Source organism: Planctomycetota bacterium (assembly GCA_038746835.1).
Lineage (GTDB): Bacteria > Planctomycetota > Phycisphaerae > Tepidisphaerales > Tepidisphaeraceae > JBCDKH01.
Genome location: JBCDKH010000057.1, coordinates 1 through 18,258, shown reverse-complemented (window position 1 = coordinate 18,258; position 18,258 = coordinate 1). Strand labels below are relative to the sequence as shown.

Here is an 18,258-nt window from a genome sequence, read left to right as displayed (position 1 = left end):
CTCGGTGAGGACGTGGTCATGTACAAGGCCGTCGGGCTGGACGTGGTCATCGCGATCGCGCTCATCATCGGCGTCATCGCGGCTGGCCGGACCGTCCACGACGAGATCGAGGACCGGACGATGCTCACGTTGATGAGCAAGCCTGTCGGCCGAGGCGAGGCCCTCGTCGGCAAGTTCCTCGGCCTCTTCGCCGCCGTCGGGCTCGCGGTGCTGACGCTCGGCGTCGTGATGGCGGTGTTGACGTGGCGTCGCATTCCCGGCGACTTCAACCTTCCGCCCGATCCGATCCTGACGACGCAGATCACGCAGCTGGGCGATCTGCGTTCGATGCACCTGGCCGGACTCTGGCCGCAGTTGGTTTTGGCGTGGTTGCAGGTCGGGACGCTCGTCGCGATCGGCGTCGCGCTCTCGACGCGCTTCGGCATCGCCCTCACGCTCCCGGCGACGTTGTTGCTCTACGTCGCCGGCAACCTCACCGCCTATCTCGACATTGCCTTCGCTTCTGGCAGCTGGCCCGTTGCGATCATCGGCCAAGGCGTCAATACGCTGCTTCCGTTCCTCCGCGTCTTCGACCTGACAGACCACACCGTCTACGGCACGATCGGTGTCGGCGGGACGAGCTTCGCGGGCGACCCAAATGCCCCTGGCGTCGCGAACGTCTGGCTCTACGTCGCCACGGCCCTGGGTTACTTCGTCGCGTACGTCACGTTCATCTTGCTCCTCGGCCGGGCGTCGTTTGTCACGCGCGACCTCGGCGGGAACGAGGGCTGAGGTCGATTGATTTGTTTGGTCTCGCCTGTTCGGCCTCGTAACCTTCATCCATGGCGCAAGACGCTCAGCCAGGCGACGAGCCGTCCGAGCCGACGGGGGCCATGAGTCGCGACCGCTTCGCGCAGACGGTCATCGACCGCGTCCGCAGGCGTTTTCCGCTGGTCAAGATCGGCCGTGCACCGCAGTCGTTCAGCGTTCGCGTCAACGGGCAGGTCGCGAGTCTCGAGCACCTCTACCGCATCGCCAAGCTCAAGCCCGGCGACCTGCAACACCAGGTCGAGCGCTGGGCCGTCGAATTGCTGCGTGCTGGCGAAGGCACGCCCGATCGTCGCGCGGATCTTGACGAAGTTCGCGAGCGCATCTTGCCGGTGCTCATCCCGATGCCGACGCACGAGGCGGATGATGTCGGCGAGGACCTCGACGAGTCGCCCGAGCACGACAAGGCCGTCCTCGTCGAACCGAAGCTTCGCCCGACCAAGCCGGACGACGCCCTCGCCAGTCGGCCGCTGGTCCCAGGGCTGCGCGTCGGCTACGTCATAGACGGCGACCGTACGATCAGCTATGTGCCGCGGAAGCTCCTTCGTCGCTGGGGCCTCGACCTCGACGAGCTCGACGCCCTGGCGATGGACAACCTCCAGAACCGCAGCGAGCAGATGAGCGGCCACGCCGCGCACGATGACGAGGGTGACGTCAGCCTGATCCTGTTTCAGCGGTTCGACGGCTTCGACGCGAGTCGTCTGCTCCTGCCAGGTCTGCAGCGACGGCTACGCGAGGTGTTGGGCAACCCGTACGTCGCGGCCGTGCCGAATCGCGACATCCTGCTCTGCTTCCGTGAGGACGTCGACACGATCCACACGCTGCAGCGGCAGATTCGCTACGACCACGCGACCAGGCCACACCAGATCAGTCCAGAGCTCTTCCTCGTCACACTCGACGGCATCTCGCCGTACGATCCGCCAGACCTGCCCGACCTTCCCGAGCCCGGCGACACGGATGACGCCGACGATTGAGCCAGTCTTTTCACACTCGCCAGCACGGAGGCTGCGCATGCGGCAACTTTGGACGTACTGCCTGATTCTGATTTCGGTCGCCGCCCTGTTTCCGGCGACTGCGCGTGCGTCGTCACTCGGCAAAGACGTCGATAAGGCGCTAGCGATGCTGCCCAAGGCCGCAACGTCTGCCGTCCGCATCGTGCGGCTCGGCGACGCAGGCGAAGCCGGATCCGTGCCGAGCGTGGTGCTCGATCGCCGCGGGTCGTCGCCAATGATTCCGGCGAGCAACTTGAAGGTCGTCACCACCGCTGCCGCATCGGCCGGACTTGGCGATGACTACCGGTTCGAAACGCGGCTCTACCTGCGTCGCGACGAGGATTCCGGCACGACCGACGTCCTCGTCGTCGGCGGCGGTGATCCGAGCTTCGGCGACAGCGCGCTGGACGACGACGTCCGACGCGTCCTCGACAGCTGGGCGAAGTTTCTGGCCGAGTCGGGCGTCGAGACCGTCGGCCAACTCCTCGTCGACGACGGCCTGTTCGACGACACCTACGACCACCCCAACTGGCCGGAAAACCAAAAACACCTCTGGTACGAAGCCCAGGTTGGTGCGCTCAACTTCAACCTCAACTGCGTCGGCCTGTCGCTCACGAGGTCCGGCAGCGTCATGGACCTTCAGCTCACGCCCGACACCGACTACGTCGACGTCGAAGGCCGAGTGAAAGTCGGCAAGAAGAACGCCGTCGTCGCAACGCGTCGCCTCGGCACCAACGAGGTCGTCGTTGGCGGCGAGACCAATGCGCGCGAGCAAGGCCCGATCCGCGTCACCGTCGACGATCCCACCGCTTACTTCGCCACCGTCTTTGCCGAGGCTCTCGTCGACGCGGGCGTTGCCGTGTCGCAGGTCGCGCGTCTCCCGCGAGCACCGCTCGACGACTGGCAGCTGACGGCCGTCCACGAGACGCCGATGAGCGTGGTGCTCGCACGGACCAATGAGGACTCGATCAACCTCTATGCCGAGGCGTTCATCAAGCTGCTCGGCCATCGTGCGACGGGCAAGCCTGGTTCTTGGCAGAACGGCGGCGATGCGGTCCTGGCTTATCTCCGTTCGCTCGGCGTCGATACGACGGGCCTCTTTCTCGACGACGGCAGCGGCATGAGCCGGCTCAACCAGATGACGGCCGAGGCGCTGACGGCCGCCCTCGCCGATCGTCACGCCTCGCCCGGCCACGGCGCATACCGAACCGCTCTTTCCGACGCCGGCAGTGACGGCACGCTGCGTTCGCGTTTTCGCGATCGCCCGTCGCTCCACGGCCGGGTCTGGGGCAAGACTGGCTACATCCGCGGCGTGAGCACCATGAGCGGATTGCTTCAAACAGAAGACGGCGACTGGTACGCGATCAGCGTTCTCGTCAACGACTGCCCCCGTGCCGACATCTGGCGAGCCAAAGCCGCCCAGGAAGCCGTCTTTGCCGCGGTTGACAAGCACAGTCCGTGAACATCTCTGTCATCCTGAGCGAGCGCAGCGAGTCGAAGGACCTCGCTCGGTCGTCGTCACAGATCCGCTACGAGGTCCCTCGGCTGCGCTCGGGATGACAGAGGAATCCGATCCGGATTTCGCGACTTCGATGTTCATCGAAGTCTCTGGTACGCTGGCGTCATGACCCGCGTCCTCTCCTTCGTCACCGCCGCCCTCGCCGCGACCGGCGTCGCTCACGCCGACCTCGCCCAGGATGTCGCCGACGCCCACGGCCGAAACGCGCTGCCGAGCGGTCTCGTGCTCCAGTCACCCATCACCGTCAACATCGGCGGCAACACGATGCTCGAAGGAGCGGACATGACCTTCCACTCGAACGGTGCGCTCGTCCGCATCGAAGCCGGCGGCGACACGGCGGTCTTCGACGGCCAGACCGCCTGGGTCACGCCGGACGCGACGATGCCCATCCCGCGGTTCCAGCTGCTGACCTGGCCCTACTTCGCGGTCATGGCGTACAAGCTCGACGACGGCGGTGCCGTGCTCGAGCCGATGGCGTCGGCTCCACTACGCGAGGGTGAAGATCCGATGACGCGGGCCAAGCTCACCTTTACCGATGGCACCGGTGACAGCCCCGAGGACTGGTACATCCTCTACCTCAACGACGACAACCAGCTCATCGCCTCGGCCTACATCGTCACCTACGGCAAGACCGCCGCCGAGGCCAATCCGCCAAAGGCGATCGTTTACGAGGACTACACGAACGTCCCCGGCCCCGACGGCGAGACCGCGGCCGTGCTGAGCCCGACGTGGTCCTTTTTTGCCTGGGACGAGAACAAAGGCCTCGTCGGTGAGGCCGTCGGCAAGGTCACGCTGGACGACCTCCGGTTCGTCGCACCATCGGAAGACGTCTTCGAGAAGCCTGAAGGCGCTGCCGAAGTCGAAGCGCCGGCCTTGTGACCCCGACGCGGTACGATTCTGCCATGGCGGACGTTTTCTGGATCGGCGCTGGCATCTCGGCCGTCGCGAGCGTGGTGCTGGCGATCCTCGGCTTTGTCGTCTACCCGGCACAGGTCAAACGCCAGGGCAAGCCCAAGGGCAAGAAGGTCACGCCGGCCATGGAGCGACAGGGACTCGCCCGCTCGATGTTCATCATCGCCGGGGCGGCGACATTCACGTGCGGGTTTTTTGCGTTCTTGATGGGGTGAGGCGTCGTCAGGTGTCCGAACCGCGACCTGTAAGGGAGCAGCTACCGGGACTATTGTTCGGGCATGATCCGTCACGCCTTTCTTGCAGCTTTCGCTCTGCTGGCCTCGACTGCCGTCGCGGCGCTTCCGACGACTCGGCCGGCGATGTGGATGCCGGTTGGCATCATCGACGACGCGAGCATGGTGTTGGTGCCAGAGAAGGACATGGTCCTCGTGCGGGACGTGCTGGCCGACCCGCAGAAGTTCGCTGGCCAAGAGATCACGATCGCCGGTGAGATCAGCGCCGTTTGCCAAAAGGCCGGCTGCTGGGTCAAGCTGGTTCCGTCAGGCACCGAGCCGAAGCCGACGAAGGGCGTGGACACGAACAGCGTCTTCGTGAAGCTCACCTGCCCGAAGGACGGCGTCCTCGTCCCGGCTGACAGTGCACGCAAGCAAGTTCTGGCTCGCGGCAAGGTGCTGATCGAGCAGATCGGCGAAGCCGACGCCCGGCACTACGCCGAAGACGACGGAGCCACACCAGCCGAAATCGCTGCGATCACGGGCCCCCAGACGATCGTCCGCTTCGAGACGCTGGGCGTGATGGTGTCAAAGGGCCAGCCCTCGGGTAACTCGTCATCCTGAGCGAGTGAAGCGAGTCGAAGGACCTCGCCCGATCGACGCAACAAAACCGAGCGAGGTCCCTCGACTGCGCTCCGGATGACGGTGGGGCTGGCAACGAACCTCATCGTGGCCTTGCGACGAGCAGAGTCGTCTCGGTCGCCGCTGTCACAGTGCGTCCAGACGATGCCGGGACGAGCAGCGTCTGACCTGCCGACGCTGAGACACCTGAGATCGTCGCGTCACCCGCGACGGTCATCGTCACGAGGCAGCCATCCGGCAGCGTGACGGCGTCACCGGCGGGAATCGTCATTCGGTCGAGCGTGAACTGGGGAGCGTAGACGAGTCGCCCGTCGCCACGGGTGACGTCGGGGGCTTTCGGGCCGGTGCCGGCGAAGTCGATGCATTCGAGCGCCTGATCGACGTGCAGCTCGCGTTCCTCGCCGGTCTTGGGGTCTTTGCGTTTGAAGTCGAAGACGCGGTACGTGGTGTCACTGGGCGTCTGGACCTCGGCCACGAGCATGCCACCGCCCAGCGCGTGGACAGTGCCGCTGGGCAGGTAGTGGCAGTCGCCGTCGGCCGCGGGAATGGCTTCGATCAGCGACTCGACCGTGCCGTCGGCGATCGCCTGCTCGAAGCCGTCGCGATCGACGCCGGGCTTGAGGCCTTTGAGCAGCCTCGCCGCGGGATCGTGGGCCAGGACGTACCAGCACTCGTTTTTGAGGTGCGCGTCGGCATGAGCTGCCGCGTAAGCCTCGTCCGGATGGACCTGGACCGACAGGTCATCTCCCGCGTCGAGGAACTTGATCAGCAGCGGAAACTGCGGCCCGGCGGGCGTCTCGACGGGCTTCGCCTGGCCCAGGATGGCGGCCCGCGTCGCGTCGTCGGCCATCAGATCGTGCAAGGTCTTCCCAGCGAGCGGTCCACCAGCGACGGCAGCGCTGGTCCACCCGGCATCGACGACGCCGGGCGGGAAGTCGAACAGCTCCCAGCTCTCGCCGATCGGCTCGTCCGCTGGGAGTGTTTTGCCCAGCTTCTCCAACCGTCGTGAGCCCCACATCTTGGGGACTAGTCGTGGCTCAAACGCGAGGGGCTGGGTCAGATGGTCGGACATCTTGTCGGTGGCGTTAGCGCGGCGGGAGTTTCAAAGGGGCGCGGATCGTGCCGATGATAGTGGTACAGGCACGATCTTCGGAACCGACCTCGATCAACGACATTCGCCACATGGCCCAACGCGACAGCACCGCTCTGAAGCCCGCCGAGTTCACCGCAGATGGCCGTGCGGGGCTGGTCGGCGAGAGCGTCAAGACGTTCGTCCTCGACACCAACGTGCTCCTGCACGATCCGGGTGCGCTCTTCGTCTTCGACGAGCACGACGTGGTCATTCCGTTCGAGGTCATCGAAGAGCTCGACACGTTCAAAAGCCGGAACGACGAAACCGGCCGGGCGGCTCGCGAGACGATCCGCCACCTCGACAGCTTCCGACAGCGCGGCGTGCTGGCGGACGGCGTGGATGTCATCCACCCGACCACCGGCGAACGCGGCGGCAAGCTGCAGGTCATCCTCGACACCAACGGCATCGACGTGCCCGGCCTGCGCGAACCGACGGCCGACAATCACATCATCCGCTGCAGCATCAAGATGCAGCACCTGGGCAAGCGGTCCGTCTTCGTCTCCAAGGACATCGCCGCCCGCATCAAGGCCCACGCGATGGGCGTGCCCGTCGAAGACTACGAAAACAAGAAGGTCAACTTCGACGGCCTCTACACCGGCTATCGCGAGCACCAGGCCCCGTCAGAGCTCATCGACGCCGTCTTCCACAGCGACGAGCCGGTGGAGATCGATCGTCTGGAGCTAGAGAACCTGCACGCCAACGAGTTTGTTCTGCTGCACAACCTGGATAACCCGACGCACACGGCGCTGGTTCGCGTCGGCCCCGAGGGCCAAACGCTGATGCCGGTGAAGCCGCTGCGTCGCCACGTCTATGGCATCCTGCCACGCAACTTGCAGCAGCAGATCGCGCTCGATCTGCTGCTGGATGACGAAGTCCGGCTAGTCAGCCTGATTGGTCAGGCCGGCACGGGCAAGACGCTGCTCGCGTTGGCGGCTGGCATGCAGCGCGTCGTCAGCGACGGCCGGTACACCAAGCTCCTCGCGGCTCGGCCGATCATGCCGATGGGTCGCGACATCGGCTACCTGCCGGGCGACAAGGACGAGAAACTCGGTGCCTGGATGCAGCCGATCTTCGACAACCTCACGTACCTCCTGGGCGGCCGAGTCCACCACGGCGGGGACGACAAGGCGGCCGACCACAAGCAGCAGATGAAGGGTGCCGAGAGCCGAGTCGAGACCCTCATGCGCGACGGCACGGTGGTTCTTGAGCCGCTGACGTACATCCGCGGACGGAGCATTCCCGAGCAGTTCATGATTGTCGACGAAGCGCAGAACCTCACGCCGCACGAGATCAAGACCATCGCCAGTCGCGTCGGCGAAGGCACGAAGCTCGTCTTCACCGGCGACCCGACGCAGATCGACAATCCGTACCTCGACGCCAGCAGCAACGGTCTGACGTATTTGGTCGAGAAGCTCAAGGGTCGTGGACTCGTCGGGCACGTGACGCTGGCCAAGAGCGAGCGCAGCGAACTGGCCAGCCTTGCGGCCGAGGCGTTGTGATCACTTCGACGGATTCGGCGACCGCCGGCGACGCAGCGTGAGTCCGCCGAGCACCGTTGCGGCGAGAGCACCGGTGGCGGGCTCGGGAACAATCGGCACGACCGACAGGCCGCCGTCTTGGCCTTGCTTTTGGGTGTAGAAGCGGAGGAAATCGATGTCGGTACCGATCTCCCACGTCTGCGGGCCGAGATCGATCGGCAGCGGGAAGAACGGGTTGGACAGGTCGGTTCCGATGCCGTTGCCGATCGTGCGGCGAATCTCGATGGCGTCGAACTCAATCGGCTCGTTGGGGCCGTTGAGCGACATGGCAGATCCGCCAAGCGCGGTACTGAAGTTGACGCGAAGTTCGTCGGACTCGTTTGTCCTGCCGCTGACAAAAACGCTTGCGAACGGCACGGTCGAGGTGCTCGTATCGCCGAGGAAGTCGCGCGTGAAGGGTTTGTCGCTCGGCGTGCCGCCTGGGCGTGTGTGGCCAATGACGATTGCTTCCAAGTCCGGGTCGTCGAGTGTGACGTCGGCGTTTCCCTTGATCACGTTGGATTGCGTGGTGCCGGTCGTCCCGAAGTTCAGAGCAAAGAGGCCCGGCGAGTCGAGCACGAAGCGATTGCCCGGCTCGGGCCGGAACGTGATGACCAGCGTGTCGCCCGTGCTGACGGAAATGGTCGGGTCGGGCGAGCCATCGAGGCGAAAGCTGCCGAACTCCGCGATCAGCGGGCCGCCGACGGTGTTCACGCCCGCATAGCGACGGTCGAGCGACGTGTCGTCGTTGTACGTGCCGGGTGTGAGGATGAAGTCTGGGAAGAAGACCTCATCAGCCATTGCGGCCGTCACGGGGCACAACAATGCCGCCGCTGCTGCGCTTGCCAAGAGGACTCGGAACGCGGGTGGGCCGGACTGGTCGGCGCGGCAATTCTCAGAACAATCCTGGTAAATCGTGCTCGAAAGGCGTCGCATCCTGCAAGATAACACGCTTTCAGGCAGGGCCAAGAACGCCGTGTAGCAAAAGCCGTCGTAAGCAGCGTCCAATACTCGGTTTGCACACGCGAGTCGTCTCGTTGAATGCCGCAGACAAGAAACTTTTGATTAGGTCGGAATATGCGTGGTGCCGGGGCGTTCTACTCCTCGGCTGCCGCTGCTGCGGACGGTCGCCGCGACAAGTCCGGGGCTTTTCGTCCAGAAGAGCTTTGTCGTGAGCCCTGCCACCCGGTAGTTTTCGATTGGAGAGCGAATCATGAACGACTGGAAACTCGCAAAGTTGTCTGCTGCGCCGATGTGCGTCGTTCTCGCCGCTTCGCCGGCGGCAGCGGACTTGGTTCTCGACTGGAACGCGCTCGCGTGCGACGTCCTCGTCGCTGACACCGAACTGCAGAACCCCGGCATGGCCAGCCGCAATCTGGCAATGCTGAACCTGGCACTGCACGATGGTCTGGCCCTCACGACGCCGAGCTTCGGCAGCTCCTTTTACGGCTACGGCTCCACTGCTTCGGCCCTTGGACAGACGGCCGATCGCAATGTCGCGATGGCCGCCGCAGCCCACACGGTCATGGCCGGCAGCTACGTCGGACACACGAGCATGATGAGTCCGCTGCTCGATCAGACCCTTGCCGCCACGCCCGACGGCCTCGGGAAAACCGACGGCCTCGCACTCGGCCAGCTCATCGGCAACAGCATTCTCGCCAACCGTGCCAACGACGGCTGGGACACGTCCGTTCAATACACGCACACCAACGAGCCCGGACACTGGCAGCCCGATCCGGTCAACCCGGGTCAGGAAGCCTGGGGCCCGGCCTGGGGCAGCGTCGCAACGTTTGCCCTGTCATCGCCGTCAAGTTTCGCCCCGCCGGCCATGCCGGACCTGACAAGCCAGGAGTACGCCGACGCGTTCAACGAGGTGAGATCGCTGGGCAGCGTCGACTCGACGACACGCACCGACGAGCAGACCGAGATCGGGCTCTTCTGGGCGTACGACCGCGAAGGCATGGGCACGCCAATGCGTCTGTACAACCAGGCGTTGTCGACGATCGCCGTCCAGGAAGGCAACACGCTCGAAGAGAACGCCGAGCTGTTCGCCAAGGCGGCCGTGGCGACGGCGGACGCGGGTGTGGTCGCGTGGCGAAGCAAGTTCGAGCACGACTTCTGGCGCCCGGTCACCGGCATTCGAGAGGCCGACACCGACGGCAATCCGCTGACGGTCGCCGATCCGGACTGGACGCCGCTCGGTGCGCCCGATGACGACGGCGGCGTCGGGTTCACGCCGCCCTTCCCGACGTACCTGTCCGGCCATGCAACGTTCGGCGGTGCGATCTTCGGTGCTTTGCAGGAGTTCTACGGCACCGACGACATCAGCTTCCTCCTCGCCAGCGAAGAGCTCGGCGGCCTGGAGCGGAGCTTCGACAGCTTCAGCGAAGCGATGGCCGAGAACGGGCGGAGCCGGGTTTACCTTGGCATCCACTGGAACTTCGACGACACCGAAGCCCAGATCGTCGGCGACAACATCGCTGCGGCGGTGTTCGCGTCGCCGTTCGTTGCGATACCAGAGCCCACCTTTGGCATCGCAGTGTTCTGTGCGGCGGGTCTGCTGGTGCGTCGACGACGGAACTGAGAGCGTCCTACTCGACGAGCCGCGTCGAGACGCAAAGCGGGCGGAACGCCGAGACTGGCGTTCCGCCCGTGATTCCCCCCAGATCGCTGTGAAGCCCCGATTAGCGGCGGCGGCGCAGGCCGACCATCGCTGCGATGCCGAACAGGCCGGCCGTCGCGGGCTCAGGGACGAAGAAGGTGTACGTGCCGGTCGCCGAGATGGGCGAGCCGCCGAACGCCGACGTCGTCGTGGCCGAGGCGCGGAAGGTCAGCTCGTACTTGCCGAGCGTGTCGAACGCGTACTCGTAGTGGTTGTCGCCGACCGGTGCGATCAGGATCGAGTCGTTGGCGATGCCGTCGCTGGTGTCGATGAAGATGGTGTTGCCACCGAAGCCATCGTCCTGGCTGGCGACGAAGGTGCCGCCGGCGGGACCGGTGAAGCCGACCAGCTCGACCTCGTACTGGTCGTTCTCAAGAACGCCCAGCGGCGTGTCGTCGCTGGCCAGGCCGAGCCACAGCGTGGCCGGGTCCTGAACCTCAGGAACGAAGAAGACGCTGGCGCCGTCGGCGATGCCGCCGAGTGCGCCGCTCTGCGTGCGGAAGCTGGTCGGGACCAGGAAGGCCTCGTCCGGCTCGTACTCTTCGAGGAACGGGCTGGCCGGGAAGTCCTTGTTCTTGATGGCGAACTTGACCTCCTCAACGACGTTGCCCTCGATCTCGGTCTCAATCTCGAGATCGAAGTGACCGGCGTCGAGGAACGCCTGGCCGAAGGCCGTGGAAGCGGAAAGCGCGACAACAGCCGCGGCAGTGATGGTGGACTTATGCATAGTCAATGTCTCCGGAAGACGGGAGCGGTGTCTCGTCGGCGTCGCCGAGCGAGCAGAAGAAATCCAGCCGCGAACGCCGCGGCCGAAGGTTCGGGAACGACGGTGGTGTACCACGCGTCGAGAGCGGCGATCTGGCCCGGTTGGCCGAAGTTCGCACGGAGCAGACCGAAGTCTGCCAGGGTCACGGTGCCGTCACCGTCGAAGTCGCCCTGCGACCAGTCGGTGAAGGTGCCAAAGCCAGCGCGAAGCCGGCCAAAGTCTGCGAGGTCGACGTCGCCGTCCAGGTCGGCGTCGCCGGCGAGGCGTTCGAGGTTGGTTTCGGTGAAGACCTGAAGGTCAATCTCCCAGACGCCCTGTTCGGTGAACGCAAAGTTGTAGTGGCCGTGGGCGCCTTCCTGGACCCAGATGGCATCCTCATCGCCGATGCCGTCGGTGGTCGCCATCCAAGTGGTCAGGTTGCCGCCGCCGGACTGGTAGGCGGAGAACTGCCCGGCCGACGATGGGGCACGCACGTCACGAAGTCGGAACTCGATCCACGGCAGTTCGATCGGTGAAAGCCGAGGGTCGTTGGGACTCCAGCTGATCAGTTCCTGGCGTGCTTCGGGCGACACTTCCTCGTTGCCAAGGCCGAACCACAACCGGTCGAACGGGCTGGGTGCTGCCTGGGGAATAAGCCAAATCGACTCGCCGGGCGTCGCGCCGATGAAGTCGAACGACGACGGGAAGCCGCCTGACGGAACGTTGATCTGCGAGTTGCCGTTGACGATCAGGCTGTTGTTGGCAGGTGTGCCTGCGGGAAGCCCGCCGATGGGCTCGTAGGTCGGGACGAACGTCCCGCCGGACTGGTACACGGCGTTGAAGTCGATGTGTTCCGCGTCGATCGGATCGAAGCCGGGCGTCGGCGCATCAACTCCGAAGGTCAGCGTGTAGACCGGGCTCGACAGCCTCAGCGAGTCCGCAGACGCAGTGGCGGCGGTGAGTCCGGCGATCGCGAAAATGGTGGAAGCAGTTGCTCTCATGATCTGTGTTGAAAAAGCGGCACCAGTGTGGTCTAAACCCAACGCGAGTCGCGTCTGCGGGCAGACGCCTCAGTCGGTAGACACCATTCTGTGGCCCAAAGCCACAGCGGATTCAGGGGAAGAACGCGCTCACGCGGTCGTTGGGCGGCATCGAAAAGTCGAAGCGATCAAAGACCTGACGTCGGATCGCCGCAGCCTCGATGGGTGCAACGTGCGTGTCGGCGAACAGGTAGTTCGCTCGTCCCGCGTCGTTTCGCTCCGACCGGTTGGTGACATGCCGGTCAGGCGAGACTTCCGAGAGAATCTGGGCCCAGTTCGCCTCGTTCGACGAAGTGAACCACCGATCCGCGTCCGTGTGATCAAAGTCCTCGTTGGTCTCGTTGAGCTTGGCAACGTCGACTTCACTCGCCTCCATGAGCACGATCGTGTCGACCGGATTCTCAAGAGCGATCCGGCGGCGCCAGTCGGCGACCGTGACCGGGACGAGCGAACCACTCGGCTGCTGCTGGAACTCCGTGATCAAGTAGTAGTTGAACAAGTAAGCCGTGCCGAGACCGAGCTCGACCGTCTCACCGTCCGGAAGCACCGCAGTCTGTGTCGTTTCCAGAAGCTTGTCCGCCGACTGGTGGGCCGGACAGACACGGACTTCGTCGACGTTCGCGATGTACTCCCGCATCGTGTGAATCCACGAGTTCAACTCCAGCGGCACGCCGGCTTGTGTCCAAGCGGGGATGATGCCGTGCAGGTGATCGTGGCTCGACTGAGGGAACCACTCCTTGTTGTCGTCTGCGTAGAGGCTGATGCCAACGCCCAGCTGACGGAGATTGCTGGCACACACCACCTGCTGGCCAGACACGCGGGCCTGGCTGAGCGTCGGCAACAGGATGCCGACGAGCAACGCAATGATCCCAATGACGACCAGCAGCTCGACGAGCGTGAAACCAGGACGTTGTGGGGCAGAGCGGGATGTGTACACGAATGGGACTCCGATGGCTGAAGACGTAGTCGGTCGTCAAGGCGACCGATTGCAAACGGCGCAAGATCACGTCAGGAACCAGGCGGCCAGCGTGGCCACGAGGAACAGTCGTTCAGACGGACATCGGAGGACCTCGGGCCGACACGGAGCCCGGATTGTGCAGATCAAGAATCCGCGACCCAGACATGATCATCGAGCCGCAGGGACCAGAAACATCCGCTACAACCTGCGTTGACGGCGCGACAGGAACACCGGCAGAAAGCAGTGCGAGCTGCGTGCAGACCTTGCAGTCAGACGTGTCGTCAGACCCCGCCGGCTTTTTGGGGTGGTGCTCGTGCCTGTGAGCGTGGCAGAACGACCCGTGGTGGTCAGTTGGCTCAGCCGCTTGCTCAGCACTCTGCTTGTGGGCGTGATTGCCAGCAAACACGGGCAAAGCAAGGTGTCCTGCGTAGGCCAGCACCACCAGCCCGACAACGCAGAGCGTGCGGAGGTGGCGTAAGGATGGCCAGCGTGGAAACATCTCGCGGGAAGAGCGTTAGACAATTCGCTCGGCTTGTCAAGATAGTTTCGACGGTGTTGAACGTAATGTTCGGTTGATGGCATCTCTTGCAGAACGGGCCTCGGTCGATGTCGTCATTCCGGCTTGGAACGAAGAGGCGAGCATCGGGCGGGTCATCGAGGCCCTGCCGCCGCAGTGGCACCGGCGCGTCGTCGTGGCCGACAACAACTCGACGGACGCAACGGCCCTGGTCGCCAGAGACGCGGGTGCGACCGTCGTTGCCGCACCGCGACAGGGCTACGGCTCTGCCTGCCTGGCCGCGTTGGCGGAGGTCGCCAAGGACCCGCCGCAGGCTGTCGCATTCATCGATGCCGATTTCAGCGACCATCCAGAGCAGTTGGGCGAAGTCGTCGGGCCTGCGGTCTCCGGCGAGGCCGACCTTGTTTTGGCCAGCCGAATGCTCGTCAAACAGCCCAAAGGTGCCCTTTTGCCTCAGGCCATCTTCGGCAACAAGCTCTCGTGCTTCCTGATCAAGCGGCTCTACGGCGTGACGTTCACCGACCTCGGACCCTTCCGCTGCGTGTCGTGGGACGCACTGGAACGCATGAACATGCAAGACCCGACGTTCGGCTGGACCGTTGAGATGCAGGTCAAGGCCGCGAAGCTCGGGTTGCGGTGCCGCGAGATTCCCGCCCGGTATCGCCCTCGCATCGGCACGAGCAAAATCACCGGCACCATCCGCGGCACCTTCAAAGCCGGCACGAAGATCCTCTGGGTCATCTTCAGCAGTGCGGTCCGACGCAAGCTGTAGATGAGCAGTCGAAGCCATGGGCAGAGCGCAGCGTCGCCCTCGGTCTGGTTCAGGGCGCCGACCCGGGGCGACGCTGCGCTCTGCCCACGGCTTCGGTCCTCTCGTCATTCGGTGACCCCGCATTGATCTCGACGTGATCGCTCTACCGTCCGACATGAGCGACACCGCACCACCGACCGAGACGCCCGAACCGACTGGCAAGCCCGAGATCACCATCGACGACTTTCTGAAGCTCGACCTGCGCGTCGCGACGGTCAAGACGTGCGAACCACATCCGAACGCCGACAAGCTTCTCAAGCTCCAGCTCGACGACGGCACGCCCGAAGGCCGACAGATTTGCGCCGGGCTGCGGGGCATCTACGAGCCCGAAGATCTCGTCGGCAAGCAGATCGTCGTCGTCGCCAACCTCGCACCACGCAAGATGCGCGGCGAAATCAGCCAGGGCATGCTCCTCGCCGCCAGAGACGCCAGCCACGAGACCGTGGTCGTCGTCGGGCCACACGGTTCGATCGAGGCGGGAGCGTCCGTCGGCTGAGCTGTGCTTCGCGAACTGCACATCCTCAACCTCGCGGTCATTGCCGAGGCTCGGGTCGAGCTGGTCGGCGGGCTCAACTGCTTCACCGGTGCAACGGGTGCCGGCAAGAGCTTTGTCATCGGCGCGGTCAACGTCCTACTGGGTCTGAAGGGTGCGGCGGACTTGCTGCGGAAAGGGTCTGAAGAGGGCCACGTCACCGGTGTGTTTGAACTGTCGGACACCAGCCTCGACGCGGTCCGCCAGATCGTCGACCTGCCGCTGACCGACGCGGAAGAGGACGGCCTAATCGTCCAGCGGCGCCTCTTCAAGACCGGACGGACACGTGTCAGCCTCAACGGCAACCCGATCACGCGCGACCAGCTCAAGGCCGTCGGCGAACGCCTTGTCGACGTTCACGGCCAACACGACTCAGCCTTCCTGCTCAAGCCGGCGAATCAACTCGACGTTTTGGACGCCTTCGCCGGCATCGACCGGTCGCCGTATCGCAAGACATTCGACGATCTGCAGCAGGCCCGCCGACGACTGGCTGATCTGGACCGCGACCGCGAGTCGCGCGAGCAGGCTCTGGAGCTCTACCGGTTTCAGCTGAACGAATTGGAAGCGGCCGAGTTGGACCCGGCGGAGTTCGAGCAGCTTCAGTCGCGCGCCGGCGTGCTGGAAAACCTCGAGCAGCTCAAGACCGACTCGGCCGAGACGCAGTCCGAGCTCTACGACGCAGACGGCTCGATCGTCGATCGGCTCAAGACGATCACCCGCACCCTTGACGATCTCGGCAGCCTCGACGCTGCCGTCCTTCCGATCGCAGAGAACGTCCGCAACGGCACGATTCAGCTGGAAGAAGCCGCTCGCGACCTGAGCCGCTACCTCGACAAGCTCGATCTCGACCCGGCCGAGCTAGCGGAGGTCAACGAGCGACTGACGGCCGTCCATCGCGTCCTGCACAAGTACGGCGGGACGATGGAGAACGCGCTCGCCACGCAGCGTGACCTCGCCGCGAAGATCGCAAAGCTGGCAGGCCAGTCGACCGACTTCGGCACACTTCGAGAGCAGATCGCCCCACTCGAGCAGCAGCTTCAGAAGCGTGCGGCGGAGTTGCGGAAGAAGCGGCAGCGTGCGGCGAAGAAGCTCGGGCCGGTGATCGACGAGCAGCTCGCCGAACTCGGCATGGAAAAGGCTCGCTTCCGCGTCGACCTTGTCGCCCTGCCCGAGCCGGGACCGAGCGGCAGCGACGCCGTCGAGTTCGTCACGCAGCTCAACCCCGGCCTCGACCCACAGCCGCTGCGTCAGGTCGCCAGCGGTGGCGAGCTGTCGCGCATCCTGCTGGCCATCAAGCAGGTGCTAGCCGAGGAGGACAAGGTCAGCGTGCTGGTCTTCGACGAAATCGACGCCAACGTCGGCGGCCGGCTCGCCAGCGTCGTCGGCCACAAGCTCCGCAAGCTCGCCGACCGCCACCAAGTCTTGTGCATCCCGCACCTGCCGCAGATTGCCAGCTACGCCGACCGGCACCTCGTGGTCGAGAAGCACCAGGCCGACGACACCAACACGACCGTTCGGCTGATGGAGGGCAAGGACCGTCTCGAAGAACTCGCCAGCATGATCGGCGGCAAGTCGATCACGAAGACAACCCGGGCCCAGGCGAAGGAGCTGCTCGACTTCGCCCGAGCAGAGTTCGCCGTGGCTAGCACGTGAATCATGAGCATCAACCGGGCTATCGCGGCCGTTCAACAGGTCCGACAGCGGCTTTTTGCAGTCACGACAGCACTCGAAAACGAAGAGATTCCGTACGCCGTGATCGGCGGTAATGCCGTCGCAGCTCACGTCGCGACAGTCGATGAGGCTGGTGTCCGCAACACGCGGGACGTCGACGTCGTACTGCACTGGGACGACCTGCGTCGAGCCTCGGAGGCTCTGGCAGCTGCTGGGTTCATTCAGTACGAGGGAAAAGCGGGCATCTCGTTTCACGATCGTTCGGAGCCGAAGCCACGCTTCGACGTGGACCTCGTGCGGGCTGGAGTGTCGATCGACCCACAGCTTCGAATCGTCCATCCTGGTCCGAAGAACTTCGATCGTCTTTCAGGGATGCGGGTGCTTCCCCTGATCGACCTCGTCACCGTCAAGCTCGGGCAGCATCGCATCGTCGACCGCGTCCACGTCCGCGACATGATCGACATTGGCTTGATCGACGAGACCTGGCTCGATCGTCTCCAGCCCGAATTGGCTGCACGCCTTAAAGAGCTCCTGGACGACCCGCACGGCTAGCCACCGAAGCCAGACAATTCGTCTGGGATTGGGCGTGGTCGGCCGTCGGTGTCGATGCAGGCGATGGTCGTTCGGCCGGTGGCCAAGAGGTCGTCGCCGCGGGTCATCGCGTAGCTGTGCTCGATTTTGACACGCGTCTGCCGCTCAGCCGTCGTGGTCAGCGTGACCGTCTCGTCGTATTGGGCGGGCTTCTTGTACTGGACCTCGGCCCGGGTGACGACGAAGTAGATGCCGCGTTTCTCGAGGTCCGCGTAAGCAACGCCGAGGTGGCGGAGGAACTCGACCCGGCCGATCTCGAAGTACTGGAGGAATCGGCTGTGGTGGAGATAGCCCATCGCGTCGACCTCGGTGTAGCGGACGCGGAGGCTGGTCGTGTGGCTCGGCCGATCAGACACGAGCGGACCGTAGACGTTCTGACCACCGCCGCTACCATGGAGGCCCGGCGGAGGAACGGTCCTTTGCCTGCACACACTCAGCGAGGTACGTGATGACGAGATCTCGAAAGGAAACGGCTCCGGCATGATCAAGGTGAAGCTCCGCGGTGGCGAGACCACCGACCAACTGCTCAAGCGCTTCAAAAAGGCCTGTGAAAAGGAAGGCCTTGTGAAGGACATGAAGAAGCACGCTTACTACGAGAAGCCCAGCGAGATCAATCGCCGCAAGAGCAAGATGCGCCGTCCGATGACGCAGCGCTGACCGCCGGTGTCCGCGATCCAGTCAACACGCCCCGTCGTTCGGCGGGGCGTTTGCGTTGGCGAACTGGTTGTGCCCGCTTAGCCTGATGATGCCCATGACCGTCGCCGAGGAGCCTGCTGTCGAACCTTCCACTTCGCCTGCTGCGCAGAATGTCTCTCCCGCGATCGAGATCACCGGGCTCCGCAAGACGTACACGGACTTCTGGGGTCGGCCGAAGGTGACGGCGCTGCACGACCTCGATCTGACCGTGAAGCGGGGCGAGGTCTTCGGCCTGCTCGGACCCAATGGCAGCGGCAAGTCGACAACCATAAAGCTGCTGCTCGGTTTGATCTTCCCGTCCG

21 protein-coding genes are annotated in these 18,258 nt (G+C 64.5%); 14 read left to right on the top strand and 7 right to left on the bottom strand.

Features of this window, described 5'->3' with window-relative positions; all coding sequences use genetic code 11:
- The 6 genes from AAGI46_07805 to AAGI46_07780 form a co-directional block, all read left to right on the top strand.
- The coding region (locus AAGI46_07805) for an ABC transporter permease (GenBank protein ID MEM1012109.1) at positions 1-771 on the top strand (771 nt) is incomplete at its 5' end.
- A gap of 50 nt (positions 772-821) precedes the next feature.
- Positions 822-1,781, top strand: coding sequence for a hypothetical protein (locus AAGI46_07800; GenBank protein MEM1012108.1), 960 nt, complete (start codon positions 822-824; stop codon positions 1,779-1,781).
- Between the two features lie 37 nt (positions 1,782-1,818).
- Positions 1,819-3,261, top strand: a complete 1,443-nt coding sequence (gene dacB / locus AAGI46_07795) for a D-alanyl-D-alanine carboxypeptidase/D-alanyl-D-alanine-endopeptidase (GenBank protein MEM1012107.1) — start codon at positions 1,819-1,821, stop codon at positions 3,259-3,261.
- A gap of 162 nt (positions 3,262-3,423) precedes the next feature.
- Positions 3,424-4,197, top strand: coding sequence for a hypothetical protein (locus AAGI46_07790; protein ID MEM1012106.1), 774 nt, complete (start codon positions 3,424-3,426; stop codon positions 4,195-4,197).
- A 23-nt stretch (positions 4,198-4,220) separates the two neighbouring features.
- Positions 4,221-4,445, top strand: coding sequence for a hypothetical protein (locus AAGI46_07785; protein ID MEM1012105.1), 225 nt, complete (start codon positions 4,221-4,223; stop codon positions 4,443-4,445).
- Positions 4,446-4,508: 63 nt separating this feature from the next.
- Entirely contained in the window at positions 4,509-5,066 is a 558-nt protein-coding gene (locus AAGI46_07780; GenBank protein ID MEM1012104.1) for a DUF4920 domain-containing protein, read from the top strand.
- 100 nt (positions 5,067-5,166) lie between these two features.
- Here AAGI46_07780 and AAGI46_07775 read toward each other — a convergent pair whose 3' ends face one another.
- Complete coding sequence (locus AAGI46_07775; protein MEM1012103.1) at positions 5,167-6,156, bottom strand: type I phosphomannose isomerase catalytic subunit; 990 nt, start codon at positions 6,154-6,156, stop codon at positions 5,167-5,169.
- A 110-nt stretch (positions 6,157-6,266) separates the two neighbouring features.
- On the opposite strand from AAGI46_07775, the gene AAGI46_07770 reads away from it, so the two are divergent.
- Positions 6,267-7,715, top strand: a complete 1,449-nt coding sequence (locus AAGI46_07770) for a PhoH family protein (protein MEM1012102.1) — start codon at positions 6,267-6,269, stop codon at positions 7,713-7,715.
- Here the strand turns inward: AAGI46_07770 and AAGI46_07765 are convergent, their stop codons facing one another.
- A complete protein-coding gene (locus AAGI46_07765; protein ID MEM1012101.1) occupies positions 7,716-8,546 on the bottom strand; it encodes a PEP-CTERM sorting domain-containing protein in 831 nt (276 codons plus the stop codon).
- Between the two features lie 252 nt (positions 8,547-8,798).
- Positions 8,799-8,948, bottom strand: a complete 150-nt coding sequence (locus AAGI46_07760) for a hypothetical protein (protein MEM1012100.1) — start codon at positions 8,946-8,948, stop codon at positions 8,799-8,801.
- Here AAGI46_07760 and AAGI46_07755 point away from each other — a divergent pair.
- Positions 8,947-10,317, top strand: coding sequence for a chloroperoxidase (locus tag AAGI46_07755; GenBank protein ID MEM1012099.1), 1,371 nt, complete (start codon positions 8,947-8,949; stop codon positions 10,315-10,317). The two genes, AAGI46_07760 and AAGI46_07755, sit on opposite strands and share 2 nt — an antisense overlap.
- 100 nt (positions 10,318-10,417) lie before the next feature.
- Here the strand turns inward: AAGI46_07755 and AAGI46_07750 are convergent, their stop codons facing one another.
- The 3 genes from AAGI46_07750 to AAGI46_07740 form a co-directional block, all read right to left on the bottom strand.
- On the bottom strand, positions 10,418-11,122 hold the full coding sequence (locus tag AAGI46_07750) for a choice-of-anchor M domain-containing protein (GenBank protein ID MEM1012098.1): 705 nt from the start codon (positions 11,120-11,122) through the stop codon (positions 10,418-10,420).
- A 2-nt stretch (positions 11,123-11,124) separates the two neighbouring features.
- A complete protein-coding gene (locus AAGI46_07745; protein MEM1012097.1) occupies positions 11,125-12,141 on the bottom strand; it encodes a choice-of-anchor M domain-containing protein in 1,017 nt (338 codons plus the stop codon).
- Between the two features lie 112 nt (positions 12,142-12,253).
- The gene (locus tag AAGI46_07740) at positions 12,254-13,117 is read right to left on the bottom strand and encodes a type II secretion system protein (GenBank protein MEM1012096.1); all 864 of its coding nucleotides are present in this window, start codon (positions 13,115-13,117) and stop codon (positions 12,254-12,256) included.
- Between the two features lie 596 nt (positions 13,118-13,713).
- On the opposite strand from AAGI46_07740, the gene AAGI46_07735 reads away from it, so the two are divergent.
- From AAGI46_07735 to AAGI46_07720, 4 genes are all read left to right on the top strand, one after another.
- Entirely contained in the window at positions 13,714-14,427 is a 714-nt protein-coding gene (locus tag AAGI46_07735; protein ID MEM1012095.1) for a glycosyltransferase family 2 protein, read from the top strand.
- Between the two features lie 154 nt (positions 14,428-14,581).
- A complete protein-coding gene (gene metG / locus AAGI46_07730) occupies positions 14,582-14,962 on the top strand; it encodes a methionine--tRNA ligase subunit beta (GenBank protein ID MEM1012094.1) in 381 nt (126 codons plus the stop codon).
- A 3-nt stretch (positions 14,963-14,965) separates the two neighbouring features.
- Complete coding sequence (gene recN / locus AAGI46_07725) at positions 14,966-16,651, top strand: DNA repair protein RecN (protein ID MEM1012093.1); 1,686 nt, start codon at positions 14,966-14,968, stop codon at positions 16,649-16,651.
- A gap of 3 nt (positions 16,652-16,654) precedes the next feature.
- Complete coding sequence (locus AAGI46_07720; GenBank protein MEM1012092.1) at positions 16,655-17,221, top strand: nucleotidyltransferase family protein; 567 nt, start codon at positions 16,655-16,657, stop codon at positions 17,219-17,221.
- Here AAGI46_07720 and AAGI46_07715 read toward each other — a convergent pair.
- Positions 17,218-17,616: a thioesterase family protein gene (locus tag AAGI46_07715; protein ID MEM1012091.1), complete on the bottom strand. Its 399-nt coding sequence runs from the start codon at positions 17,614-17,616 to the stop codon at positions 17,218-17,220. The genes AAGI46_07720 and AAGI46_07715 overlap by 4 nt on opposite strands.
- Positions 17,617-17,740: 124 nt before the next feature.
- Between AAGI46_07715 and rpsU the strand changes: the two genes are divergently transcribed.
- On the top strand, positions 17,741-17,917 hold the full coding sequence (rpsU, locus tag AAGI46_07710) for a 30S ribosomal protein S21 (protein ID MEM1012090.1): 177 nt from the start codon (positions 17,741-17,743) through the stop codon (positions 17,915-17,917).
- A gap of 94 nt (positions 17,918-18,011) precedes the next feature.
- Positions 18,012-18,258: ATP-binding cassette domain-containing protein (locus AAGI46_07705; GenBank protein ID MEM1012089.1), on the top strand; the 247-nt coding region annotated here is incomplete at its 3' end.